General features: G+C 35.3%; 23 protein-coding genes. All 23 read right to left on the bottom strand.

Features of this window, described 5'->3' with window-relative positions:
* Nucleotides 1-13: 13 nt before the first annotated feature.
* Nucleotides 14-964 carry a DHH family phosphoesterase gene (locus CAT7_RS06830; protein WP_007723635.1) on the bottom strand — a complete coding sequence of 317 codons (951 nt, stop codon included), beginning with the start codon at nucleotides 962-964 and terminating at the stop codon, nucleotides 14-16.
* Nucleotides 965-976: 12 nt separating this feature from the next.
* The gene (locus CAT7_RS06835) at nucleotides 977-2,308 is read right to left on the bottom strand and encodes a DRTGG domain-containing protein (RefSeq protein WP_007723636.1); all 1,332 of its coding nucleotides are present in this window, start codon (nucleotides 2,306-2,308) and stop codon (nucleotides 977-979) included.
* A gap of 15 nt (nucleotides 2,309-2,323) precedes the next feature.
* Nucleotides 2,324-3,013, bottom strand: a complete 690-nt coding sequence (locus CAT7_RS06840) for a metal-dependent hydrolase (RefSeq protein ID WP_007723638.1) — start codon at nucleotides 3,011-3,013, stop codon at nucleotides 2,324-2,326.
* 101 nt (nucleotides 3,014-3,114) lie between these two features.
* Complete coding sequence (dinB, locus tag CAT7_RS06845) at nucleotides 3,115-4,248, bottom strand: DNA polymerase IV (RefSeq protein WP_007723640.1); 1,134 nt, start codon at nucleotides 4,246-4,248, stop codon at nucleotides 3,115-3,117.
* 157 nt (nucleotides 4,249-4,405) lie between these two features.
* Nucleotides 4,406-5,317 carry a metal ABC transporter permease gene (locus CAT7_RS06850; RefSeq protein WP_007723642.1) on the bottom strand — a complete coding sequence of 304 codons (912 nt, stop codon included), beginning with the start codon at nucleotides 5,315-5,317 and terminating at the stop codon, nucleotides 4,406-4,408.
* A gap of 2 nt (nucleotides 5,318-5,319) precedes the next feature.
* Nucleotides 5,320-6,231: a metal ABC transporter permease gene (locus tag CAT7_RS06855; RefSeq protein WP_007723644.1), complete on the bottom strand. Its 912-nt coding sequence runs from the start codon at nucleotides 6,229-6,231 to the stop codon at nucleotides 5,320-5,322.
* Nucleotides 6,232-7,002 (bottom strand): metal ABC transporter ATP-binding protein, encoded by a 771-nt coding sequence (locus CAT7_RS06860; RefSeq protein ID WP_007723646.1) that lies wholly within the window; start codon nucleotides 7,000-7,002, stop codon nucleotides 6,232-6,234.
* A 25-nt stretch (nucleotides 7,003-7,027) separates the two neighbouring features.
* Entirely contained in the window at nucleotides 7,028-7,960 is a 933-nt protein-coding gene (locus CAT7_RS06865) for a metal ABC transporter solute-binding protein, Zn/Mn family (RefSeq protein WP_007723647.1), read from the bottom strand.
* A gap of 14 nt (nucleotides 7,961-7,974) precedes the next feature.
* Complete coding sequence (locus CAT7_RS06870; RefSeq protein WP_007723649.1) at nucleotides 7,975-8,622, bottom strand: metal-dependent transcriptional regulator; 648 nt, start codon at nucleotides 8,620-8,622, stop codon at nucleotides 7,975-7,977.
* Nucleotides 8,623-8,779: 157 nt separating this feature from the next.
* Nucleotides 8,780-11,452, bottom strand: coding sequence for a bifunctional acetaldehyde-CoA/alcohol dehydrogenase (adhE, locus tag CAT7_RS06875; protein ID WP_424650159.1), 2,673 nt, complete (start codon nucleotides 11,450-11,452; stop codon nucleotides 8,780-8,782).
* 194 nt (nucleotides 11,453-11,646) lie between these two features.
* Nucleotides 11,647-11,928 carry a post-transcriptional regulator gene (locus tag CAT7_RS06880; protein WP_007723652.1) on the bottom strand — a complete coding sequence of 94 codons (282 nt, stop codon included), beginning with the start codon at nucleotides 11,926-11,928 and terminating at the stop codon, nucleotides 11,647-11,649.
* A 169-nt stretch (nucleotides 11,929-12,097) separates the two neighbouring features.
* Nucleotides 12,098-12,475, bottom strand: a complete 378-nt coding sequence (gene yajC, locus CAT7_RS06885; RefSeq protein ID WP_007723655.1) for a preprotein translocase subunit YajC — start codon at nucleotides 12,473-12,475, stop codon at nucleotides 12,098-12,100.
* Nucleotides 12,476-12,538: 63 nt separating this feature from the next.
* The gene (tgt, locus tag CAT7_RS06890) at nucleotides 12,539-13,684 is read right to left on the bottom strand and encodes a tRNA guanosine(34) transglycosylase Tgt (RefSeq protein WP_007723657.1); all 1,146 of its coding nucleotides are present in this window, start codon (nucleotides 13,682-13,684) and stop codon (nucleotides 12,539-12,541) included.
* A 72-nt stretch (nucleotides 13,685-13,756) separates the two neighbouring features.
* Nucleotides 13,757-14,353, bottom strand: coding sequence for a TetR/AcrR family transcriptional regulator (locus tag CAT7_RS06895; RefSeq protein WP_007723659.1), 597 nt, complete (start codon nucleotides 14,351-14,353; stop codon nucleotides 13,757-13,759).
* A gap of 489 nt (nucleotides 14,354-14,842) precedes the next feature.
* Nucleotides 14,843-15,874, bottom strand: coding sequence for a tRNA preQ1(34) S-adenosylmethionine ribosyltransferase-isomerase QueA (gene queA, locus CAT7_RS06900; protein WP_007723662.1), 1,032 nt, complete (start codon nucleotides 15,872-15,874; stop codon nucleotides 14,843-14,845).
* Between the two features lie 10 nt (nucleotides 15,875-15,884).
* The gene (gene ruvB, locus CAT7_RS06905) at nucleotides 15,885-16,898 is read right to left on the bottom strand and encodes a Holliday junction branch migration DNA helicase RuvB (RefSeq protein ID WP_007723665.1); all 1,014 of its coding nucleotides are present in this window, start codon (nucleotides 16,896-16,898) and stop codon (nucleotides 15,885-15,887) included.
* A gap of 32 nt (nucleotides 16,899-16,930) precedes the next feature.
* A complete protein-coding gene (gene ruvA, locus CAT7_RS06910) occupies nucleotides 16,931-17,545 on the bottom strand; it encodes a Holliday junction branch migration protein RuvA (protein WP_007723681.1) in 615 nt (204 codons plus the stop codon).
* Nucleotides 17,546-17,731: 186 nt separating this feature from the next.
* Complete coding sequence (msrB, locus tag CAT7_RS06915; RefSeq protein ID WP_007723684.1) at nucleotides 17,732-18,169, bottom strand: peptide-methionine (R)-S-oxide reductase MsrB; 438 nt, start codon at nucleotides 18,167-18,169, stop codon at nucleotides 17,732-17,734.
* A gap of 80 nt (nucleotides 18,170-18,249) precedes the next feature.
* Nucleotides 18,250-20,229, bottom strand: coding sequence for a DNA mismatch repair endonuclease MutL (gene mutL, locus CAT7_RS06920; RefSeq protein WP_007723687.1), 1,980 nt, complete (start codon nucleotides 20,227-20,229; stop codon nucleotides 18,250-18,252).
* A 28-nt stretch (nucleotides 20,230-20,257) separates the two neighbouring features.
* Nucleotides 20,258-22,882 (bottom strand): DNA mismatch repair protein MutS, encoded by a 2,625-nt coding sequence (gene mutS / locus CAT7_RS06925; RefSeq protein WP_007723689.1) that lies wholly within the window; start codon nucleotides 22,880-22,882, stop codon nucleotides 20,258-20,260.
* Nucleotides 22,883-22,936: 54 nt separating this feature from the next.
* On the bottom strand, nucleotides 22,937-23,743 hold the full coding sequence (locus tag CAT7_RS06930) for a TIGR00282 family metallophosphoesterase (protein WP_007723692.1): 807 nt from the start codon (nucleotides 23,741-23,743) through the stop codon (nucleotides 22,937-22,939).
* A gap of 148 nt (nucleotides 23,744-23,891) precedes the next feature.
* Entirely contained in the window at nucleotides 23,892-25,451 is a 1,560-nt protein-coding gene (rny, locus tag CAT7_RS06935; protein ID WP_007723695.1) for a ribonuclease Y, read from the bottom strand.
* A gap of 304 nt (nucleotides 25,452-25,755) precedes the next feature.
* On the bottom strand, nucleotides 25,756-26,683 hold a 928-nt coding region (gene recA, locus CAT7_RS06945), incomplete at its 5' end, for a recombinase RecA (protein ID WP_007723701.1).

Raw genomic sequence — 26,683 nt, forward strand, 5'->3', positions numbered from 1 at the left:
TCAAAACAATTTCTTAGCGTTGTTCAGCTACCTGAATCAATTGTTCAATAATTTCATTTACTTCCACTAAATCTTTCGCATTGGCTCCACTAGCTAGTGGATGTCCGCCACCATCATGTTTTTTAGCTACCTCATTAATGATCGGTCCTTTTGATCTTAATCGGCACCGGTAGTGTCCATCAGACTGTTCAACAAATATTCCCCATAGAACAATATCTTCAATTGAACTAGGCAACGAAACGATTGCAGATGTCTCAGCATCCGTTACACCAAATTGCTCCATAATCGCTTTAGTTAAAATAACTTTTCCTACACCAGAAGGATCAATAGCAATATTCTGTAACACATATCCAGATAAATGTGCTACTTTTTGTGACATCGCAGTCATCTTACGATTGATTTCATCAGGTTTAAAAGAAAACTCCATTAAATCTGCAACAATTCGCATTGTTTTAGGCGTAGTAGCTGGATATAAAAACCGACCAGTATCTCCAACAATCCCTGCATACAATAATTTAGCAGCCTCATCTGTCATTTTCAATTCGTCTTTATTGTAAAAACAAAAATCTGCAATGATCTCACTTGTACTGCTAGCATTTGTATTCACTAAAACGATATCTCCATAAGCATCATCATTAGGATGATGATCTATTTTCACTAATTTTTTTCCATTCTTGTAACGTTCATCACTAATGCGTGGTGTATTAGCTGTGTCCGCTACAATAACTAAAGCTTCTTGATAATCTTCATCAGAAATCTCATCCATTGTAGTTAAGTATGCCAAATCGCCTACTGAACCGCCTGTTTTTAAAACTTTTTTAGCTGGAAAACTAGCTTTTATTATCTCAGCCAATCCACCTTGGGAACCAAGTGCATCTGGGTCTGGATTCTTATGTCTATGAATAATAATTGTTTTTGACTCTTTAATTGCCACAAGTATTTGATCGTATTTTTCTATAGTCATTCTTTGTCTCCTTTAGTTTTTTTGCATTAATTGACAGACTACTGTCGCTTTTGCTACTAAAACAGTATCTGTATAAACCTCAATATCCAGTTTAGCAGTCCTTCTGCCCATTTCAAAGACACGTGGTCTGATTTCTATTTCACTTCCGAGTTGAACCAATTTCAAATAATATAGATTCATTTGTTCAACCATGGCATTCTTTTTTTGAAAAACAACTAATGTATTTTTTGTTACAGTAGCAATAACTTCACTCAACAATCCAAATGAAAGAGTTCCTACATTATCTGTCATTTGCGGTGTAACTTTAAATTTATAATATGGAATTTCAGACATATCCATTTCTGAAGAAGATGTTGAGATTTCTATATTTTCATTAATTTGGTCAGATAGCGTATCGCCCATTTGCGGCTGTCGTTGAGAAGACTGCATAGCTTTCATGACATCTTGTCTTGAAACAATACCCATAAGAGTCAAATTATCCTCAACAATAGGCATTACTTCTAAACCATCCCAAATCATCAAATGTCCAACACTAGCCACACTCATATGCGTTTTTGCAAATGTAGGATTTTTGGTCATCACTCGTTCAATATTGACATGGTCTTGCTTGCCAATAATATCTTTAGCTGTAACCATCCCAATTAAACGGCCTTTTTTATTGACTACTGGAAAACGTGTATGTTGGCTATTTTCATTTAACTTTCGGTAATCTAATACTAATTGATCTGCTGTTAAATAAAGCGTTTGATCAGCTTTCGTATAAATATCATCCACTAGCATAATTTCTTTTTTTATTAATTGATCTGTAATGGCTCGATTAATCAGTGTCGCTACAGTAAAAGAATCGTAGGTTGTGCTTAACACGGGCATTTTTAATTTATTGGCTAACAAAGTAATCTCTTCATTTGTATTAAATCCACCAGTAATCAAGACTGCTGCTCCCTGTTCAAGAGCTAATTTTTGTACATTCTCGCGATTCCCTACAATCATTAAAGATCCTGGTGTGATGTACCGAATCATGGCATCTTCAGTCATGGCACCGATAATAAATTTGCTTAAATCTTTATCCAATCCTTCTTCGCCACCCAAGATGTCGCCCTCAATAATTTTAACGACTTCTCCATAAGTTAACGTTTCAAAAGTTTCTTTCATTTTGCGTTCAATGCGAATCGTTCCAACTCTTTGAATCGTTGAGACCAATCCGTTATTTTGTGCTTCTTTAATAGCTCGATATGCTGTTCCTTCACTCACACTTAAATTTTTGGCGATTGACCGAACTGAAATTTTTTCTCCTACCGGTAAAGTTTCGATATACGTTATGATTTGATCATGTTTTGTAGTCATTTACTTGCCTCCATACTACACATAAGATACATCAATTATCTCTCCTACTTTCAGTGCTAAACCTTGCTCTTCAGGTAAACCCATGCAAAACTCTTCAGCATTCTGTTCAATCAACGGAAACGTATTGTAATGAATAGGAATAACCTTTTTTGCTTGAATATAACTTGCAGCAATAGTTGCATCTTCTGGTCCCATAGTATAATTATCCCCAATAGGCAATAACGCTACATCGATTGTCTTATAAGCACCAATTAGCTTCATATCTGTAAATAAAGCAGTATCTCCTGCATGGTAAATCGTTTGTCCATCTGCGCTAAAAATTATTCCAGCCGCAAGCCCTAAGGTTAAAGACTCTCCATCTACTTCATAAGAAGAACCATGAATAGCAGGGGTCATTTTAACTTCACCAAAATCAAACTGATGTTTCCCACCCATTTGCATACCATGCGTTTTCAAGCCTTTCTTTTTAAAAAAAGTCGCAATTTCTGCATTAGCAACAATCAAGGCATCCGTTCGTTTTGCGATGGATTCTGTATCTCCAATATGATCGTTATGTGCATGTGTTAAAAAAATCACATCTGCTTCAACGGTATCTGGATCTAAATCACTTTTAGAATTTCCAGTAATAAAAGGATCAATTAAAATAGCAACTCCTGTATCTGTCTGTATTCGTACACAAGACTGTCCATGCCAAGATATTTTCATATCGTTGTTCCCCTTCCAGCGTTAAATATAAGGTAACGGTAGATGCTTTTATTATACAGTTGAGAAAAATAGATTGCAATTAGTCTTGTTATACAACAAGATTAATACCTAATTTCTTTATCCCATAAAGGCAAGACAATATTTTCATATGCCATTGGATCCAAGTTTGTTACTGTAATACCTAATAATCGTATGCCTCTGCTTATTACTCCAATCTCATCCCAAATATTTTGAGCATGGAAAAATATTTCTTCACCATCTTTTACATAATTGGGCAATGTTATTCGTTTGGTCGCTGTTTCAAAATTAGAATAGCGCACTTTTAATACTACTGTTTTTCCATGCTTTTGATTTTTTTGAAGAGATAATTGTACCTTATTTGCAATAAACCTCAGTTCGCTTAAAACTTCTTGTTCTGTTGTTAGATTTTTTCCATAAGTTAATTCTCTGCCAACTGATTTCCTTTCACGACTGACTTGAACAGGTGCGTTATCAATTCCTCTAACTTTGCGGTAAAGAGAGTACCCCATTCTCCCAAAACGTTGAATCAGTTCCATTTCATCTTTTTGATACAAGTCTTCTCCTGTATAAATACCTAATTCATGCATCTTTTCAACCGTCTTTTTTCCCACTCCATAAAACTTCTCAATAGGTAATTCGCGTAAAAATTCCAAGGCTTTATCAGGAGGAATGACCGTTATTCCGGCAGGTTTATGGTAATCAGAAGCGAGTTTAGCAATAAACTTGTTATAAGAAACCCCCGCAGAACTGGTTAAGCGGACTTCTTGCCAGATATCTCTTTGAATAAGTTTAGCGATATAAATGGCACTGGTTAAATTCTTTTTATTTTCAGTAACGTCTAAATAGGCTTCATCTAGTGAAAGAGGTTCAATAATATCTGTATACCTCTCAAATATCGCACGGACTTGTTTTGATATTTCTCGATATAACTCATAGTGACCAGAAATAAAATTCCCATGAGGACATAATTCAAAGGCTTTTTGAGCGCTCATTGCAGAATGAACACCAAATTTACGAGCCTCATAATTTGCTGTAGCGACGACACCTTTTCCACCTGTTTCCTTTGGGTGTCGTGCAATAATGACAGGTTTTCCTTTTAAATCTGGATTTTCCCGTTCTTCTACTGAGGCAAAAAAGGCGTCCATGTCAATGTGTATGATTTTCCTCGTTGTGTCTCTTTTTGGCTCATCAAATCTTAATACACCAATGTCCATCCTTTTCCACCTCCTTTATTTTATTATAAGGGAACACACATTCTGAAGCAAGATTTGTAGTTAAATCTATCTGCTTAAATAGTGCTATACATCTGATGTTTGATTACTAGTTGAATTAAAAAAAGGAGTTGGATAATTTCCCAACTCCTTAAACTAATTAGTTTGAACGGTTTTCCAATGCTTTTTTCAAGCTTTTTTGTTGCTGCTTTTTACGATGCACTTCATAGATAAATCCTTTTTTAGGAGAAAAGATGAAAATCAGCATAAAAGTTAGTCCAGTAACAACCGCAATCATACCGGCAATGGATACATCAAAATACATAGACAATTGGAAGCCGACTAAACTATTAAATGCACCTAATCCTGCGCTAATTCCTAGCATATAACTTAAACGATTGGTCAAAAGATACGCTGAAACTGGCGGCCCTACCATAAACGCGACTACTAATATTGATCCAACTGCTTCAAAAGCTCCTACTGCAGTAACGGATACTAATGACATTAACGCATAATGTAGCAAGATAGGAGAAAAGCCTAACGATGCTGCTAGCAAAGGGTCAAATGAAGTCAGTTTAAGTTCTTTATAGAAGAAACCTATAAATAAAAGGAGTAGAACAAGAATAATTGACATCGAATACATCGCTTGGGTGCCGATATCCATTCCAAATACAATGAAACGGTCAAAAGGAGCAAAAGCTAACTCCCCTAATAACACTGAATCTGTGTCTAAATGTACGTCTCCAGCATAGCGAGTAATCAGAATAATAGCGATACTAAATAATAATGGAAAAATAATTCCAATTGATGCATCTTTATCTAACAATTTAGTTTGATGAATCAATTCAGTCAACCAAACTGTTAGAATCCCTACAAATGCAGCACCTACAATCAGTAACGGCGAATTTAAATCTTGGGTAATAAAGAAAGCTACTACAATCCCCAATAAAATTGTATGAGTAATGGCATCTGTCATCATTGCCATCCCACGTATCACCAGAAAAACACCCGGTAATGCGCAAGCAACAGAAACTAAAACGGCTATGAGTTGTATTTCAAAAACAGGGTTCATACTTATCCGCCTTTCTTTAATTGACTTGCAAATTCTTTTTTCCGTTGATTATTTTTAATCATTTTCCAAATAATCCCTCTATTTGGAGAAAAAAGCATACTTATTAGTACAATCGAACTGATAACTAATACAATAGTCGGTCCTGTAGGAATTTGTCGACCTAACGAACTGATCACAGTTCCAATTAATCCAGAAATACATCCGAAAAATGCTGCTAATCCTACCATGATAGATAGATGATTGGTCCATTGTCTGGCTGCTACAGCCGGCCCAATCAAAAGAGAACTCATTAAGATCACTCCAACTGATTGTAAACCCATCACGATCACAATTACGGTTAGAGTCGCTAAAAGGCTGTTCATCCAATAGACTGGCAAACCAATACTAGTAGCATAAGACTGGTCAAAAGCCAATAATTTGAATTCTTTCCAGAATATACCGACAACAATTAGTATCACGATTCCCACTAGAAACATTATTGTCACATCTCGTTCTAACAAAGTAGACGATTGACCAAAAATGAATTTTTCTAAACCCGCTTGATTTGAATTTGGACTTTTTTGAATAAAAGTCAGCAATACTAAACCAAGACCAAAGAAAACGGCTGTTGTCAGTGCTAATGCACTATCAAATTTGACTTTAGAGTGTTTAACAATCACCATGATCAACCATGTAGCAAGTAATCCTGAAACAAGTGCTCCCAGTAAAAGGATTTCCATTTGTTTATTTGAAGTAAGTATAAACGCCAGACAAATTCCAGGAAGAGCTGCGTGACTTACTGCATCTCCAAGCAAACTTTGCTTACGTAAAACAGCAAAACTTCCAATGACACCACTCAATAAGCCTAAGATACTCGAACCAAAAACGACTACTTGAAAGGTATAATCAAAGAACAGAGTACTTAGTACATCCATTTATTCTTCCTCCCATGGTTTTGTTTGATTTTGACGATAAGTTTTAGCAATCAATTCTTTGGTAAACGTCGTTTCAACCGGTCCACTTCCAATTAATTCACGATTGATTAAAATGACTTCATCAAAATATTCAGGAACAGTTTGTAAATCATGATGAACAACCACAATTGTTTTTCCTTCTGTTTTTAATTCTTTTAGTAATTGAATAATGATTTTCTCAGTTTGAGCATCTACACCTTGAAAAGGTTCATCCATTAAGTAAATTTCAGCTTCTTGAACCAATGCACGGGCTAAAAATACCCGCTGTCTTTGTCCACCAGACAATTGACTGATTTGTTTATCTTTGAAATCAGCCATCCCAACTTTTAGTAACATTTCATTTGCTAAGGCTTTATCTTTCTTTTTCGGTCTTTTAAACCAACCTATATGACCATATCTTCCCATCACAACGACATCTAAAACTGTTGTTGGAAAGTCCCAATCCACACTCCCATTTTGAGGAACATACGCGACTAAATTTTTATTATTTCCATAATTTTCATCTTTCGTTTGCTCAAAAATAAAATCGACTTCACCAGCAACTGGTTTAATTAAATTGATTAATGATTTAATAAGGGTGGATTTACCAGCACCATTTGGTCCAACAATAGCTGTCAATCTTCCTTTAGGGATATTGACAGAAACATTCCACAAAACGGGCTGTGCTTCATAAGCTACTGTTAATTGGTTTAAGCGTATTGCTGTCGTTTTTTCTATTTGTTCATTCTCCATGCTCCATGCACTCCAGTCTTTTGATTTATTTTAGCGCATCGACAATTGTATCAACATTAGATTGCACTGTTTTTATATAGGTTTCTGTGTTATTTTCTTGATCTCCTAGAGAATCGGAATAAAGTTCTCCCCCAATTTCAACTTCAAAACCTTTTGCTTTAGTAGCTGCTTGTAAAGACTCAATTGTTCTTGTTGGAACAGAAGACTCAATAAAGATAGCTTTTATATTATTCTCTACAATATAATTTGCTAATTGGCTGATATCGCCTGTCCCAGCTTCAGCATTTGTATTTAAACCTTGAAGTCCTAAAACGTTAAAGCCGTATCCTTCGCCAAAGTAACTAAAAGCATCATGGGCTGTCACTAAAATACGATCATCCTTTGGTAGTTCATTTACTCGATTGGTGACATATTGATCTAACTCTTCTAATTCAATTAAATAACTTTCTAAGTTAGCTTGGTAACTTGTTGCATTTTCAACATCCGCAGCGCTCAAGCCTTTAGCTACTTCTATTGCTGCTTTTTGCCATAGTTCAACATCAAACCAAATATGCGGGTCAACAGACGTAGTACTTTCTCCAGCCGCAAGAATATCTTCTTCTTTCAAACCATTTTCTAAAGAGATAACTGTTTTATTTTGTTCTTCAAGTCCTTGAAATATTTCACCCATTTTACCTTCAAGTTCTAAACCATTGTAGGCTACTACATCTGCAGATTGCATATAAATAACATCTCTTGCACTTGCTTTATATAAATGAGGATCTACACCTGCAGGCATTAATCCGTTAACTTGAACATGTTCTCCACCTATTTCTCTTAACAAATCGGTTAGCATAGTGGTGGTCGCTACAACTTGTAATTTATCTGAATCTTGCTCCGAGCTAAAATTATAACAACCTGCTAAAAAAATAAATGCACTAAACAGTAATCCAAAAAGAATGCGTTTAATAGTTTTCATCTTTCTCCTACTTTCTATACCAAATCAATAAAAATACTAGTAGCTGCTTTATAACTAATGGCTAGCTGTTTGCCATCCGATTCGAGTAGTATAGGCCCTTCATAAGCACCTATATCCATTATTTTATATACATCGCCTATGCTAACTTCTAATGAAGCTAAATAATCAAGAAGTTCTTTATCATCCGCAACTCGTTTGATTTTAACCACATCATAAATTTGTTTGTCCACTAAAGTCGGGAGCGCTTTTTCATTAAGAATCTCTTTTTCAGCTGGAATCATTCCTCCGTGAGGACAAACCGTTGGAAAATCTAAGTATTTATCTAGACATCTGGTTAATTCAATAGATGTAACATGCTCTAGCACTTCAGCTTCTTGGTGAACTTCATTCCATGCATAACCTAAATGATTCACTAAAAAAACTTCCCACAATCGATGTTTCCGCACTAATGCACTTGCTTTTAGAAGCCCCTCATCTGTTAAGTGGATACCATGATATGGAATATGTTCAACAAATCCTTCTTTCAATAACTTAGTGACCATTTCGCTTACAGATGCCGCTGATACTTTAAGCCCTGTAACCAGTTGTTTATTTGTTACTTTTTTGGTTGTTCCACCAAGTTCATAAATCATTTTTAAATAATCTTCTTTATTTGGCGTCATAATTTTCTCCTAACTATTTTTAAGGTGAACCTAACTTATATTAAAAGTATACCTTGAAATAATATTATTACAAGACTTTAATCCCATTTTTTATCTGTTTAGCGCAAAAAAAAAAGCAGGAACCAAAACAATAGTTGTTCTGGTTCCTGCTTTTTTTTTATTTTAGTTCTTCAAATGCATCAATTATGATTTGTTTTAATTCACTAATTAATGGTTGTTTTGGATTAGCAGTCGTACATTGATCTTCAAAAGCTAATTCTGCCAACTGATCAACTGTATCATACAATTTTTCAGAAGTTACTCCTTGATCTTTCAAAGACATATTAATTCCAACATCTTTACCTAATTTATTGATTTCTTGAACTAATGATTCCACTAATTCTTCTGTTGTATTTCCTTTAAAGCCCATGAAACGAGCTATTTCTGCATAATCTTCATGTGCATGGAAATATTCATACTTAGGAAACAATGCATGTTTTGCAGGATCTTTTGCATTGTATCGAATAACGTGAGGCATCAATATAGCATTTGTACGACCATGAGGAATATTGTATGCAGCCCCAATTTTATGTGCAATAGAATGATTAATTCCTAGAAATGCATTTGCAAAGGCCATTCCAGCCATAGTTGATGCATTGTGCATTTTTTCGCGAGATTCCTCTGTTGCATATTCATAAGATGGACGTAAATATTCAAATACAAGTTTGATTGCTTGAAGACTCAAACCTTTAGTATAATCACTTGCCATAACAGATACATAAGATTCAATTGCATGTGTCAATACGTCCATACCTGTATCAGCTGTAACTGATTTTGGTACGCTCATTACAAACTGAGAATCGATGATTGCAACATCAGGAGTCAATGCATAATCAGCTAATGGGTACTTAACATGCGTTTCACTATCTGTGATAACCGCAAATGGTGTTACTTCAGAACCTGTACCAGAAGTAGTTGGTATGCAGACAAATTGTGTTTTATTTAAATTAGGAATTTTATAGGTTCTTTTACGAATGTCTAAAAACTTTTGTTTAGCTCCAAAGAAAACTGTTTCAGGTTTTTCATAGAACAACCACATTCCTTTTGCAGCATCCATTGCTGAACCACCACCGATAGCAATAATAGTATCTGGTTGGAAATGGTTCATTGCTTCTGTTCCGGCTTTAACTGTGTTAGTAGAAGGATTTGGTTCAACTTCTGAGAATATTTCTACTTGAACTTTGTTCTTCCGTTTCATCAACTCATCTACAACCTTAGCTGCATAGCCAAATTCTACCATACCTGGATCACATACAAGAAACACGCGCTCGACATTTTCCATGTCTTGTAAATAAGCTAGAGAATTTTTTTCAAAATAAATTTTTGATGGTAATTTAAACCACTGCATATTATTTCTCCGTTTCGCAATTGTTTTAATATTCATTAAGTTAACCGCTGTAACATTTTTAGAAATTGAGTTCTTTCCGTATGAACCACAACCTAATGTTAATGAAGGAATCATATTATTGTATAAGTCACCTATTCCTCCTTGGGCTGTTGGTGAGTTAACTAAAATACGACAAGCTTTCATTTCTTCCCCAAATTTTTCTGCAAGAGCATCATTTTGAGTATGAATTGCTGCTGAATGACCTAATCCACCTAGTTCTAGCATTTGTTGAGACAATTCAAAGGCATGTTTAGTAGAATCTGCTTTTAACATAGCAAGAACTGGAGATAATTTTTCGCGAGATAAAGGATAATCAGCACCAACTCCGTTTAATTCTACAACAATCATTTTCGTTTCTTTTGGAATTTCGATACCAGCTAATGTAGCAATGCTATGTGGTGATTGTCCAACGATAGCTGGGTTAACCGCAACTTTAGCTTCATTCATTACTGCTTTTTCGAATTTTTCTATTTCATTTGGCTTAGCAAAATAAATAGAATGTTTTTTGAATTCTTCTTTCACTTCTTCATAAATTTCTTTATCGACGATAACCGCTTGTTCTGAAGCACAGATCATACCATTATCAAATGTTTTTGAAGCGATAATATCATTAACTGCACGTTTGATTTTTGCTGATTTTTCAATATAACTAGGAACATTTCCTGGTCCAACGCCTAAGGCTGGTTTGCCTGTTGAATAAGCTGCTTTTACCATAGCTGATCCACCAGTTGCTAAGACAACTGCAATTCCTGGATGTTGCATCAAACTGTTTGTTGCTTCTAAAGAAGGTTTTTCAATCCATTGAATACAATCTTCAGGTGCTCCAGCTTGGATAGCTGCTTCTTTCAAAACTTTAGCTGCTGCCACTGAGCAGTTTTGAGCACTTGGATGGAAAGAGAAAATAATTGGATTACGAGTTTTCAACGCTATAAGTGCTTTAAACATTGTTGTAGATGTTGGATTAGTAACCGGTGTTACTCCACATACTACCCCTACAGGAGTGGCTACCTCAACTAAATTAGTTTGGCTGTCTCTGCTAATGATTCCTACTGTTTTATTATCTTTTATTGAGTTCCAGATTGATTCTGTTGCAAACATATTTTTAATACATTTATCTTCGTAAATACCTCTGCCTGTTTCTTCTACTGCCATTTTTGCTAATGGCATATGCTTGTTCAATCCTGCCATTGCCATTTGATGAACAATAAAATCAATTTTTTCTTGATCAAATGTTTCTAAAATACTTAATGCTTTTTTCCCTTGGTTAACTAACAAATCCACATCTTCAGCTACACTAGTTTGATTGTTTAAGCGACTTTTATTATCAATTTTATTTTTTTCTTTAACGTTAACTTCCATCATGTTAAATCCTCCTAATATTGTTATCAATTTCACAATTATCATACTTCATTTTCTTTTTATTGTAAAGAATAAATTGTAACTTTATTAAAAAAAGATTTAAAAAGCTTTAAAATCAACGTTCTAAAAAGCGTTTTTTTATTATCACTACCGAAAAACTTATCACTTTTTATAATAATTAATTCACAAACAATCATAAAAAAATAAAAAAGAATCAGAACAAATCATCTGATCCCTTTTTAAAATAAATCTTCTAAGTTCATATCATCAAGTGAAGTTACTTTATAAATCTGTGCTTCTAGAGCAGCATAATCTAAATAATGATTGGGTGTAATCTTCATAATGTCATTAATTTGTTGGTAATAGTGTTCTGGAACAGCTCTTTTCCAACAAAATTGCACAACAAATTTCCACAAATCGTCTTCATTTATTTGATGATAACCTAACTGATTAAACTCCCTAATTTTCAACTTTACCCAAGGCTCGTATTTAGAGGAGTAAGCAAAGGATTCATTAATCAAAAGTATACACTCCTTATTTAAAACTAAACTATTTGCATTCTTTTATACATCAGCACAATGGAACTTTAAAACAAAGTAACACAATTCATTTTAAAATACAAATGAAGCACTAAAAAGGATGCTGCCAGTTTTTCTGATAGCATCCTTTTTAAGCTATTAATTGTAAGTATTAAAGTTCTTCGTCAGTAGTTTCATCTAATGTATGAGTCGGTGTATTTGTACCAAGATCTTCTACAGGAGTTGAAACACCACTAGTTACTACACGTGCAATAGCTTTCTTTTCAAATGTTAAAAAGATTCCATCACAATCAATTACGATAGTATTATTAGTAGTATTCACTTCATCAATTACTCCATGTAATCCACCAATTGTAACGATAGCGTCACCTTTTTTCATAGCATTAAGCATATCTTGTGTTTTTGTAGCTGCCTTTTTTTGCGGACGAATCATCATAAAGTACATCAAAGCCATAATCGCAATAAAAGGTAAAAAATTAAGAATTAATTCCATCATTTCACTCCATTCTTCTTTTAAATCACTTTTCATTCCTTACTTTACCAAACATGACGCCTTTTTACTATCTCTTAAATAAAGTTTCTTATAAAAATTTTAGAAATTCCGAGCATTTGGTTTATTATAACCATATTCTTCAAAAAAGCTCTCTCTATATTCCAATAGATTATCATCCATAATAGCTTGTCTTACATTTTTCATTACATTTAATAAGAAATACAAATTATGGTAACTAGTCAAACGTAAGCCGAATGTTTCATCCGCTTTTATCAAATGACGAATATATGCTCTCGTATAATTTCGACAAGTGTAGCAATCACATTTGTCATCTAAAGGCCCAAAATCGCGTTCGTATTGTGCATTTTTAATCACTACTCGACCTTTACTCGTCATACATGTCCCATTACGAGCAATACGAGTAGGCAATACGCAATCAAACATATCGACTCCTCTCATGACACCATCAATCAATGAATCGGCAGTTCCTACGCCCATCAAATAACGCGGTTTATCATCTGGAATAAGCGGTGTAGTGTATTCTAATACTCTATTCATACTTTCTTTTGGTTCCCCAACCGATAATCCTCCAATTGAATACCCTGGAAAATCCATTGATATTAAATCACGAGCACTTTGCTGACGAAGTTCTTTAAACCCAGCTCCTTGAATAATACCAAATAACCCTTGGCTATTCGGTTTTGCATGAGCATTTAATCCTCGCTCAGCCCAACGACTTGTGCGTTCAACTGATTTTTTAACATAATCAAAACTTTCGTCAAAAGGCGGGCACTCATCAAAACTCATCATAATATCTGGACCTAATTTATTTTGAATGTTAATGGCTTTTTCAGGTGACAAAAACATCTTAGAACCATTTAAATGATTTCTAAAATGGACACCTTCTTCTTCTATTCTGCGCAAATCACTTAATGAGAACACTTGAAATCCACCTGAATCAGTTAAAATTCCTTTATCCCAGTTCATGAACTTATGCAGTCCACCAGCTTCTTCAACAATATCTTCCCCTGGGCGTAACCATAAATGATACGTGTTACTTAAAATAATGCTTGCACCCATTGATTCTAGTTCTTCAGGAGCGATACTCTTAACAGTTGCTAATGTTCCAACTGGCATAAACATAGGCGTTTGAAATGTCCCATGTGGCGTGATAATTTCTCCAAGTCTTGCACCTGTATGTTTTTCTTTTTTAATTAAGCGATATTTAATTGCTGGTTCTGCCATATTTCTATTCCTACTTTCATCCAATTAAGGTTACCCATATATTTAACTTATCTCTAAATCATGATCAACAAATCAATTCAATGTTTTTAATATCAACTCAATTACATCATCCAAATGAATCGTCATAGCTTGTTCATCATCCGAATATTCTCTTCTCGCTTTATCAACTAAAAGATTCATAATTGCACTGTTAAAAATAAAAATAATTGTCTCATACTGTTGGTCCGTTAATGAGTGATCCTTTGAAAATTCTTTTAATTTAGTACAAAGCTGTTGCTGAATATACTCTTGTTTATACGTAAAAATCGTTTTTGTTTGTTCGTTTCCAACCTCTTTAATTGTACCAATCACAATTTGTCGATGTTTATCGAAAATATTTGCCATAAAACGGCCTGACTCTTTCATTAAATCAGTTGTATTATTAAAGGTCTGAGAAAAAAATTCATCCACTTCTTTAGTAATTTGTGTTGTATGTTGCTTAAATGCCGTATCTATCAAAACCTGTTTGGATTGAAAATTTTTAAAAATAGTTGTTTCATTAACTTCAGCCTTTTGTGCAATCATTTTAGTTGTTGTACTTTTATAGCCTACATGTGAAACGATATCTAATGCTGCATCAATAATACGTTGTTGAGTATTCGTTAATGCTTCTGTGTTTACGTTTGCCAATTACTTTGACCTCCAAATTAAACCTACTCTTAAAACAAGTACGTGCTCACTCAATATAATAGTTTATCACACTATTTTTAGAAAACAAACTCTTTTTAGATTTCCAAGACACATAATTGGTAACCGCTTTCTTAATGTGGTATATTATAAGTGGATAGAGAGACGCTTATAGAAGTGAATTAGTCGAATTTCTTTGGTGTTTAGATTCAGAAAAAACATGTAAAATCAACATTCTGTTTTGCGTTACCTGATTCACTGTCCCATTAGTTTAATAGAAAGATTATTTTAAAATTAGTAACTGAGTACCATTTAAAGAGTTTAAAGATAATTTAAAGACAGTTTTAAAAAAGTAGTAAAGAACCTGTATGTCGTTTTTAAAAGAAGTTCAAACAAAAAAAGATTCATTTAACAATTCGCTAATTCACTCCTATCCTCTCTAAAAACCAATAGAAGTTGGCCTAAAAGCCAACTTCTATTTTTTTATTTTATTTATTTGACAAACATCGCATCTCCAAAGCTAAAGAAACGATACTTTTCATCAACGGCATGCTGATAAGCGGCCAAAACATGTTCTCTTCCTGCAAAAGCACTGACTAACATCACTAATGTTGATTTTGGTAAATGAAAGTTAGTTGAAAAAGCATCGACAACTTTAAATTTGTAGCCCGGAGAAATGAAAATATCTGTCCAGCCACTATCGGCTTTCAACTCACCATTAAATTTTGTACCAATTGTTTCTAGCGTACGAATGGAAGTTGTCCCCACTGCAACAATTTTCCCACCGTTCTTTTGAACAGCCGTTAAAGCTGCTGCAGATTCTTCTGTCAGGCGATAAAATTCTGAATGCATTTCATGATCTTCAATTGAATCAACGCTAACGGGTCTAAACGTACCCAGACCTACATGCAAGGTCAAAAATACGAGCTGTACGCCTTTTGCTTTGATTTGTTCTAATAGCTCTTGTGTGAAGTGTAACCCTGCTGTAGGAGCAGCTGCAGAGCCATTTTCTTTCGCGTACACTGTTTGATAACGTTCGCTGTCTTCCAATCTTTCTTTGATATAAGGAGGAAGTGGCATTTCACCTAAAGATTCTAACACTTCTAAGAAAATTCCTTCATAAGAGAAATCAATAATTCTTCCACCGTGGGTCAATTCTTCTTTTACTGTTGCTGTCAGTCTACCATCACCAAAAGAAATAACGTTTCCTACCGTTGCTTTTTTAGCAGGTTTAACTAGCGTTTCCCATCGGTCGTTTTCAGTATTTTTCAATAACAAGATTTCAATGTGTGCGCCTGTTTCTGTTTTTATGCCATGCAACCTTGCAGGCAATACACGTGTATCATTCATAACTAGTGCGTCACCTTCATGAAGTTCATCAAGAATGTCCGTGAAGTGTTTATCTTCAACTTTACCGGTTTCTTTATCCAAAATTAATAGTTTTGAACTTGAGCGATTTTCTAAAGGCGTTTGAGCAATCAATTCTTCTGGCAAATCAAAATCAAAATCTTTTGTTGTTAACATATCCATACTCCTAATCTGTATAAGTAATAGGGTAACCTAAATGAGTGTAGCCCAAATGAGTTACGATTCTTCCACGCGGTGTCCGTTGAAGGAAGCCAGCTTGCAGTAAAAAAGGTTCAACCATATCTTCTATTGTTTCAATTTCTTCACCAATATTAGCAGCAATAGTAGACAATCCAACCGGACCACCATTATAGTTTTCAATCATCGTTTTTAATAATTTTTGATCAACAAAGTCTAAACCTTCTTGGTCAATTCGCAACATAGCTAATGCCTCATCTGCTATTTCTTTTTTAATCACACCATTAGACTGTACTTGTGCATAATCTCTTACACGTTTTAATAAACGATTGGCGACACGAGGAGTTCCTCTAGAACGTCTGGCAATTTCAATTGCTCCTGATTCGATTATTTCAGTATTAAAGATATCTGCAGAACGCAAAACAATATCACTCAATTCTTCTACAGTATAATACTCCATATGTGACACGATACCAAACCGGTCACGTAGGGGTGCTGATAGAAGTCCCGCTCTTGTAGTTGCGCCCACAAGAGTAAATGGCGGCAAAGGAAAATGAACTGGGTGTGCTGTTGGTCCTTGCCCCACAATAATATCTACAAAATAATCTTCCATAGCCGAATACAACATCTCTTCCACTAATCTTGGCATCCGGTGAATCTCATCAATAAAAAGGACGTCTCCTGCTTCTAGTTCATTCAAAAGAGCAACTAGATCCCCTGCTTTTTCGATTGCAGGACCACTGGTAGTACGAATCGCTACATTCATTTCATTTGAAATAACCATTGCCATCGTTGTTTTCCCTAACCCAGGGGGGCCATAAAGCAAGACATGATCTAACGCTTCTTCCCGGTTCTTCGCGGCTTCTATATAAATAGCCAATTCTCTTTTTACTTTTTCTTGACCGATATATTCTGCCATATAATGCGGACGTAACGATTTTTCTAACGAAATCTCTTCTGTCGTACTGCTATCACCGGAAATTATTCGTTCTTCTGGATCCATTGTTTTTCACCACTTTTCTTTTTTACTCCCACTTATTTCTTCATGAGTAATCGTAAAGCTTCTCTTAAATAAGCATCTGTAGATTCTTTGTTTAATTTACGAATCTGTGGTTCAATTTTTTTGATTTCTTTGGCACTGTAGCCTAATGCTTCTAAGGCTTCAACCGCCTCGGTAACATGGCTATAATTAGTTGATAAAACTAATTCTTGTTGATAGTCAGTCGTACTTTCGGCTTGAGTAAGCGATAAATCAGCTAACTTCCCTTTTAAATCTAGTACAATTTGAGAAGCAGTCTTTTTACCTACTCCTGGAAACTTAGTTAAATACGCAGCATCTTCGTTTTCAATTGCTTGCACTAAACCTTGATGATCATCATTTGCTAAAATAGCTAAACCACTTTTTGGACCTATTCCTGAAACGCTAAGCAGCTTTAAGTACAATTGCTTTTCAGTGTAATCCTTGAAACCATATAATGTAATCGCATCTTCTCGAACCGCTTGATGGACATAAATCGTTGCTTCCGCGTTTAATTTGCTTGAAAATCGAAATGGATTAGCAATAAATAGTTGATACCCAATTCCGCTATTTTCAAGAACAATATACGCAGGACTAACAAACGTCACTATTCCTTTAATATATTCAAACATCTTATTTTCTCCATTCACACGTTCTATCATTTTATTAGGTATAAAAAGGCACACCTGTTCGCTATTTATTCTACCACATTTGTGCCAATAAAAGGAGAGGCTATAAAAAATCCTATACAAAAAACATAAGCACCCTCTAGACTGTTTAACCAGCTAGAGGGTGCTTATTAAATTTCACAGAATGGATTAAGCAAATAATTTGCGGTAAGTGCTATACCCTTCTTCATCTAACTTATCAACAGGCACGAATCTTAAAGCTGCAGAATTGATACAGTAACGCAATCCACCTTTGTCTTGCGGACCATCTGTAAAAACATGGCCTAAGTGAGAGTTTGACTCTGAACTTCTTACTTCAGTACGACTCATCCCAAATTTGGTATCCATTTTTTCAATAACTTCTTTTTCTTCTATCGGTTTTGTGAAAGATGGCCAACCACATCCAGCATCATATTTATCATTTGAAGAAAATAATGGTTTTCCACTTACGACATCTACAAAAATACCGTCTTTATAAAAGTCGTCGTATTCTCCTGTAAATGGACGTTCAGTAGCTTCATTTTGCGTTACTTCAAATTGAATATCTGTCAATTTAGCTTTCAATTCATTTTTATCATAGCTATTCATGAAAATCCTCCTTTTTGTTTCTATATTTAGTTTACACTTTTTAGAGCTTTGCTTCAATTTATTGAATTCGATTAACGATTTCAATGAGGATCTTGAATTCGTTTGAACATTTTCTCCATATCTTTATTGGTAAAATGAATCAATACAGGTCTGCCATGTGGGCAGTTATAAGGATTTTCTGTCTTCTTCAAGTCCCTCAGCAACGCTCTTGCTTCTGCATCATTCAGATAGTGATTTGCTTTAATTGAACCTTTGCAGCTCATCATGATTGCTGTTGCTTCTCTAAATTTAGCGACACTTACACTTCCATGATCCAATAGTAAATCAATCATTTCTCTTACAATCGTTTCTTCTTCACCTTGGTTGAACCAGACTGGATGGCTTCTTAGCAAAAAGCTATTCTGACCAAAGGGTTCTAAGAAAATACCGACCATTTCTAACGCATCATTATTCTCTTTGATTTTAATAGCATCACTGTTCGGGTAATCCAACATGATTGGCACTAATAAGTCTTGCAAATCAGTACTCACTTCACCAATTTTTTTCCGGAAGTATTCATATTTTATTCGTTCCTGAGCAGCATGCTGATCTAAAATATACAAACCTGTTTCATTTTGCGCAAACAAATAGGTCCCATGCATTTGCCCAACATATTCTAATGTTGGAAACTGCCCTATGGATTCTTTAACTTTCGCATGTTTTTTCATTAATTTATCGGCTGTTTTTAAAGGTGATTCTTGATGGTAATCCACTAATTCGCTCACCGTTTCAATAGGAACGTCACTAGCCTCTTCTTCCGGTACACCACTAATAAGTGATTCTCGCTCTTTTTCTTTCAAGAAAAAGGGCTCTACTTCATCCACATAGTTACTTTCTTTTTCAAAAGGAGTACTTTGACGATGCGAATAATAAGATTCTCTAGCTAAATGAGTACTTTCAGTTTCTTCATTTTCTTCACTTTTATTTTCTATGTTTGTTTCTTGTTGAAATTCAAAAGTTATTTGTTCATTCTGTTCTATAGGCCTGTTTATTTTCTTTTTAAATGACAAGTTTTCTAATGCATCTGGAATTAATTGTTCCTTACTTAAACAATCCTGTATAGCCAACTCAATCAGCTGCATCAGTTCTTTTTCTTTACTAATCCGAACTTCTTGTTTGGTTGGATGAACGTTTACATCCACCAACAAAGGATCCATCTCAATTTCAATAGCAACCATTGGGAAGCGTCCAACCATTAATTTAGAACGATACCCTGCAATAATAGCTTTATTTAGCAAATAATTTTTAATGTAGCGCCCATTAATAATAATAGAAATATAATTTCGACTGGCTCTCGTAAGCTCTGGTAAAGATATGAACCCAGATACTCTAAAATCCAAATCTTCTTTATTTATTTCTCTCATTTTTTTGGCTGCAGCTACTCCATAGATACCAGCTAAAGTCTGTTTTAAATCGCCGTTTCCCGCTGTTCTTAACAGCTGATTGCCATCATTAATTAAACGAAAAGCAATTCTAGGATGACTGATAGCCAATCGATTTACAATATCTGTCACATTCGATAATTCTGTTTGCAAACTTTTTACATATTTTAAGCGGGCGGGTGTATTAAAAAAAAGATTTTCTACGGTAATTTTGCTGCCTTTTCTTGCTTCATTAGATTTTTCTTCAATTATTTTTCCGCCTTTTAAAGACAGATACGTACCGCGTGTTCCTCCAGTTGAAGTCTCTAAAGAAACTTCTGAAACCGAAGCAATACTCGGCAAGGCTTCCCCACGAAAGCCTAGTGTACGGATTCGAAAAAGATCATCCCGAGAATAGATTTTACTAGTTGCGTGGCGCTTAAATGCATTTTGAACTTCTTCTGGTTCTATACCTATTCCGTTATCAATGATTTGTATTTTTTTTAATCCCGCTTCTTCGATAAGAATGTCAATCTGGCTACTTTCTGCGTCAATGGCATTTTCAATTAGTTCTTTTACTACTGAAGCAGGTCGTTCAATTACTTCTCCAGCTGCAATTTGATTGGCTAATACATCTGAAAGTTCTTGAATTTTTGCCATCTATCCCATTCCTCTCCACAAACTAAAATCAATTCAATTTTTGTTGCCATTCACTAATGCAGTTCAACGCTTCTAAAGGCGTCATCGTCAATAAATTCATTTTCCGAACCGCTTTAACGACTTCAGCTTCAGAATCTTCAAGCAATCCGAATAAAGAAAGTTGCCCCTCATCAATCATGTCATTTTTTTTCTTTTGATTAGCCTTAATTGGCATTTGAACTTCTTCAGCCAATTCTATTTGAGGTGAATGATTTAAGATAACTTCTTCTTTTTGCTCCAATTGCTCTAATATAACCGTTGCACGTGACAGCAATTCATCTGGAAGTCCAGCTAGCTTTGCCACTTGTATCCCATAACTTTTATCTGCAGGACCAGGAAGCATTTTGTGTAAAAAGACTAACTCTCCTTCTTCTTCTACCGCCCCAACATGGACATTCGTTAAACGAGGCAATCGTTCATCCAAAACCGTTAATTCATGATAATGTGTTGAAAACAACGTTTTTGCATGAACTTTTTCATGAATGTGTTCAATAATTGCTTCGGCTAATGCCATACCATCATAGGTTGCTGTACCACGGCCAATTTCATCAAATAGAATCAAGCTGTTTTTAGAAGCATACCGCAGAGCCTCGTTAGCTTCCATCATTTCAACCATAAACGTACTTTGGCCCGCAATCAAATCATCCGCCGCACCAATACGTGTAAATATTTGATCAAATATCGGCATTTTCGCTTGATCAGCAGGAACAAAGCAACCCATCTGAGCCATAATAACGGTTAAAGCTAATTGCCTCATGTAGGTACTTTTACCAGACATATTCGGTCCTGTAATCAGTAGAATTTCATTTTCTTTACCCATTTCTACACTGTTTGGCACATACGTTTGTTGCCCTAAAACTTTTTCGACAACTGGGTGACGTCCCTCAATCAAACTGATTTCTTGACTATTGGCTGTCATTACCGGACGAGTATAGTGGTATTTTTCGCTTATAGTTGCAAAACTCTGCAATACATCAATAGCCGCTACAGTTTTTGCTAAATTTTGTAATCGCTCAATGTACTGTTTGATTGTTTCTCGCACTTCAGTAAATAAGGTATACTCTAGAAGCATCGATTTTTCTTCAGCTTCCAGTATTAAGATTTCTTTTTCTTTTAAAGCTGGCGTAATAAAACGTTCAGCATTCGCTAATGTTTGCTTGCGTTCATAACGTCCTTCAGGTAAATTAGCAAGATTTGCTTTAGTGATTTCTATATAATAACCAAAAATACGATTGTATCCGATTTTTAGATTTTTAATACCTGTTGCAGCTTTTTCTTCTGCTTCTAACTGAGCAATCCACTTTTTACCATTTCGCATTGCATCACGGTAGACATCCAATTGTTCGTTAAACCCATCTTTAATGACTCCACCATCTTTTATCGAAAGTGGAGCATCTTCATCTATCGCTTGATTAATTAAGTCAACTACCTCCGGAACTTGATCTAATTCAGCAATAAATTGATCCCACTCACCTTTATTCATTAATTGTATAATTTCAATTAATTGAGGAATCTGGCGCAAAGAGGTTTGCAGTTGAATTAAATCACGTCCATTAACGTTCCCGAATGCTACTCTACCAGCTAATCTTTCTAGATCGTATACTCTAGTCAGGGCTTCATTTAAATCCGTTCGTTCAAAGAAATGATTGATAAGACTCTCAACACTATTTTGTCTCATCGTGATTTGCTTTTCTTGAATAAGAGGTCGGTCAATCCATTGCTTTAGAAGTCTGCCTCCCATTGCCGTTTTAGTTTCATCTAACAACCACAATAAGGTTCCTTTTTTTTGACCAGTCCGAATCGAAGAAACCAACTCTAAGTTATGTTTGGAATAATGGTCCATTTTTAAATGATTGGTTGGAGAGTAGACGCCTACTTTTTGAAGATGACCTAGATTTCTTTTTTGAGTAACATATAAATAAGACAACAGTAATTTTACAATATCGATTAATTCAGTATTTTCTATCTCATTTGTTAAATACGAAAACTCTGCACTTTCAATAAGTTCTTTTTGAGTGGACACCATAATGCCTAATTTTGTTTTCAATTCTTCCTGTAGCTCTATATCATTGGCTTCTTTAAAAACAACTTCTTTCGTTCTCAAACTCATCAGTTCACTCATTACTGATTCTAACGAGTTTAACTTCGTCGTTTTCAATTCTCCTGTACTTAAGTCAGCGTATGCTAAATAATAGTGATTTGTATTTGTGCTCATTACAGCCGCTAAATAATTATTTGTTTTGGCATCCATTGACTTGGTGTCCATCGCTGTTCCAGGCGTAATTAGCTGAACAACTTCCCTTTTCACCATACCTTTTGCTGTTTTTGGATCCTCAACTTGCTCACAAATAGCTACTTTGTACCCTTTTTCAATTAAACTATCAATATACCCTTTGGCTGCATGATAAGGCACACCACACATCGGAATTGGTTCATCTGCATTACGATTGCGACTTGTTAAAGTAACTTCTAAAAGTTGTGAGGCTTTAATAGCATCTTCATTAAACAGCTCATAAAAATCTCCCAAGCGGTAAAATAAAAAAGCATCTGGGTAATTTGCTTTTATCCCTAGATACTGTTCCATCATAGGCGTTTGTTTCGTTTTTTGCGGCATGTTTTTCGCCCCTTTTTGCTTATTTATTGTTCAGTACTTTTTAGTTGGATTGACTTACTCAAACCCACCATTAAATGGACGATCATCATTAATCACAATATTCTCAATTTTTTTAGCTTCACCTGTGATGTCATCAATATCAATAAAACAACCGGATAAAATTTTCCGACCTTCTTTAGGCACTTCAAAACGTGTTGGCATTTGAGTTAAAAATTTTCTTAACACTGCATCGCGGTCCATACCTAACGCTCCATCATAAGGACCAGTCATTCCAGCATCTGTTAAATAAGCCGTACCATTTGGTAAAATACGCGCATCATTTGTTTGTACATGAGTATGTGTCCCAACTACTGCAGAGACTCTCCCATCTAAATACCAGCCCATCGATTGTTTCTCACTTGTTGTTTCTGCATGAAAATCTACAAAAATTAAAGGTGTTCGTTGCAAGGCTTCTTCTACTAATTCATCCGCTTTTCTGAACGGATCGTCAACATCCATCATGAAAACACGCCCATGTAAGTTTATTACCGCCAATTCAAGTTGATTAACTTTAATATAGGAAATCCCTTTTCCGGGTGTACCTTCGGGATAATTAGCCGGACGAATCATTTTTTTAGCATCATCTATAAATTCAAAAATATCTCGGTTATCCCATGTATGATTTCCCATTGTTACGATATCAACGCCATCTTGTAAGAAACCTTTATAAATTTTTTCTGTAATCCCACGACCTGCAGCGGCATTTTCACCATTTAAAATCGTTACTTGCGGTTTATACATTTTTTTCAGTTTAGGTAAATAATCATGAACCATTTCGCGGCCCATCGAACCTACAACATCTCCAATAAATAATAATTTCATTCATTTATGCCTCTTCTCTTTTTCATCCTCTACATTTTAACAATAAATGGACCGAAATAAAAGCTGACCTCTTCATTTTTTAAAATTCAATAGAAAAACCGATACGAGTCAGATTCATCATCGACTCATATCGGCTAGTTTAGCTTAGTTATTTAGCATATTCGATTGTTCTTATTTCACGTATAACGGTTATCTTAATGTGTCCTGGATAATCCAATTCACTTTCAATGCGTTTTCTAACATCGCGTGCTAACTTGCTTGCACCTAAATCATCAAGTTTTTCAGGTTTGACCATAATCCGGATTTCGCGACCTGCTTGTATTGCAAAACTTTGTTCAACCCCTTCGAAATCGTTAGAAATACTTTCTAATTTTTCAAGGCGATGAATATAGTTTTCAAGCGATTCGCTTCTTGCTCCTGGACGTGCCGCAGATATGGCATCAGCTGAAGCGACTAAAACAGAAATGACAGATGTTGCTTCTACGTCTCCATGATGTGAGGCAATTGAGTTCACAACTGTTTCATTCTCTTTATACTTCATTGCAATTTCTGCACCAATTTCAACATGCGATCCTTCAACTTCATGATCTAGTGCTTTACCGATATCATGTAATAAACCTGCTCGTTTAGCTAATGTGACATCTTCGCCAAGTTCAGCAGCCATTACACCCGCTAATTTCGCAACTTCAATTGAATGGCTTAAAACGTTTTGACCGTAACTTGTTCTGAATTTTAGGCGTCCTAAAATTTTAATCAAGTCTGGATGTAACGAATGTACGCCAACATCAAAAGTAGCTTGTTCCCCAATTTCTCTGATTCTTTCATCCATTTCCTTACGTGATTTTTCGACCATCTCTTCAATTCGAGCTGGATGAATCCGTCCATCTTGGATTAATTTTTCAAGAGTCATTCGAGCAATTTCACGACGAATTGGATCAAATCCACTAAGTACAACTGCTTCTGGTGTATCATCAATAATTAGATCCATACCAGTCAAGGTTTCTAGAGCTCTAATATTACGCCCTTCACGACCTATGATACGCCCTTTCATTTCATCATTAGGCAATGTGACCACAGAAACGGTTGTTTCCGAAACTTGATCAGCTGCAGAACGTTGAATGGCCAAAGCAATTAAGTTTTTAGCTTTACGATCTGCTTCAGTTTTTGCTTGTTGTTCAGAATCTTTTACCATCACAGCAACTTCATGAGACAATTCATTTTCTGTTTCTTGTAAAATCAATTGTTTGGCTTCTTCTCGTGATAATGCTGCTACTCGTTCTAATTCACTTTCTTGTTGTTCCACCAATTGAATGGCTTTCTTCTCTAAATCGTCAACATGTAGCTGTCTAGAACTTAATTTTGCTTCATTAGCTTCAAGAGTTTGTTCACGCTTTTCTAAGCTTTCGTTTTTGCGATCAATGTTATCTTCGCGTTGTAACAAACGATTTTCTTGTCTTAGAACTTCATTTCTTCTCTCTTTCAGCTCTGCTTCAATTTCAGTTCGGTATTTGTGGCTTTCATCCTTCGCTTCTAACATCGCTTCCTTTTTCATGGTTTCTGCTTCTCTTTTTGCTTCCTCCAATATTCCAGTTGCAGTGTTTCTAGCACCAGCTAGTTCTTTTTCGTGGTTTGCCTTGCGGACGAGATATCCAACAATAAGACCGACAACTAAAGTAACGATAGCGAAGGCAATACTTTTAAAATCCATTCTTCCACCTCCGTATCATCTATTTAATTTGTCATTTAATATTTATCCATTATTTGGTAGATTATGAATAGCTTTATACCAATAAAACCTACCCGCTATCTAATTGTAAAGTAATAGATAATTCAATTTTAATTGTAGTAGCGAGACATGTCAACTTAAATAATGGTTTTGTAGCCCTTTCATAAACTTTCATTAGGTCAGAACGAATCGTCCACGACCCTTTTTCATTCAATTTCAGAAAAATAGTATTAAAAAACCAACAAGCATAAAGCTCATTGGTTTTATCTTGCATTATTTCTTTACTTTAATCTTCTAATAGATCTGTTTCAGGTTTTTCAGTTTCTTGATCTTCCGCGCCAGGTTCTCCAAAACCATATGCAGCACGAACTTTTTTCTCAACTTCGGCTCTTAATTCAGGATTTTCTTTAAAGAATTTTTTAACGTTTTCTCGTCCTTGACCAATCCGTTCTCCATTATAAGAGTACCATGCACCCGATTTATCAATAATGTCTTTATCAGAACCCATATCTACCAGTTCTCCAACTTGAGATATACCTTCTCCATACATGATATCTACTTCAGCTATTCTAAAAGGAGGAGCAACTTTGTTTTTAACAACTTTAATTTTTGTACGGTTACCCATAATTTCGGTACCTTGTTTGATTTGCTCAGCTCTTCTAACTTCTAGACGAATGGTAGCATAAAACTTTAATGCACGACCACCCGGTGTGATTTCTGGGTTACCAAACATAACTCCAACTTTTTCACGAATTTGGTTGATGAATAAAGCAATTGTTTTTGTTTTATTAATTGAGCCAGATAATTTACGTAAAGCTTGAGACATCAAACGAGCTTGTAAACCTACATGAGAGTCTCCCATTTCTCCTTCAATTTCTGCACGTGGTACTAATGCAGCCACTGAATCGATTACGACGATATCTACTGCTCCACTGGAAACTAGCGCATCTGCAATTTCTAATCCTTGTTCACCTGTGTCCGGTTGAGATAATAACAATTCGTCAATATCTACACCAAGTGCAGCGGCATATTTTGGATCCAAAGCGTTCTCAGCATCAATAAAGGCAGCTATTCCGCCTTGTTTTTGAACCTCTGCGACAGCATGCAAAGCTACTGTTGTTTTACCTGAACTTTCAGGTCCGTATACTTCAATAATTCTTCCTCTTGGAAAACCACCTACACCTAATGCTACATCTAATGCTAAAGATCCACTA

Origin of the sequence: Carnobacterium sp. AT7 (genome assembly GCF_000171855.1) — a bacterium.
GTDB classification, from domain to species: Bacteria; Bacillota; Bacilli; order Lactobacillales; family Carnobacteriaceae; genus Carnobacterium_B; species Carnobacterium_B jeotgali.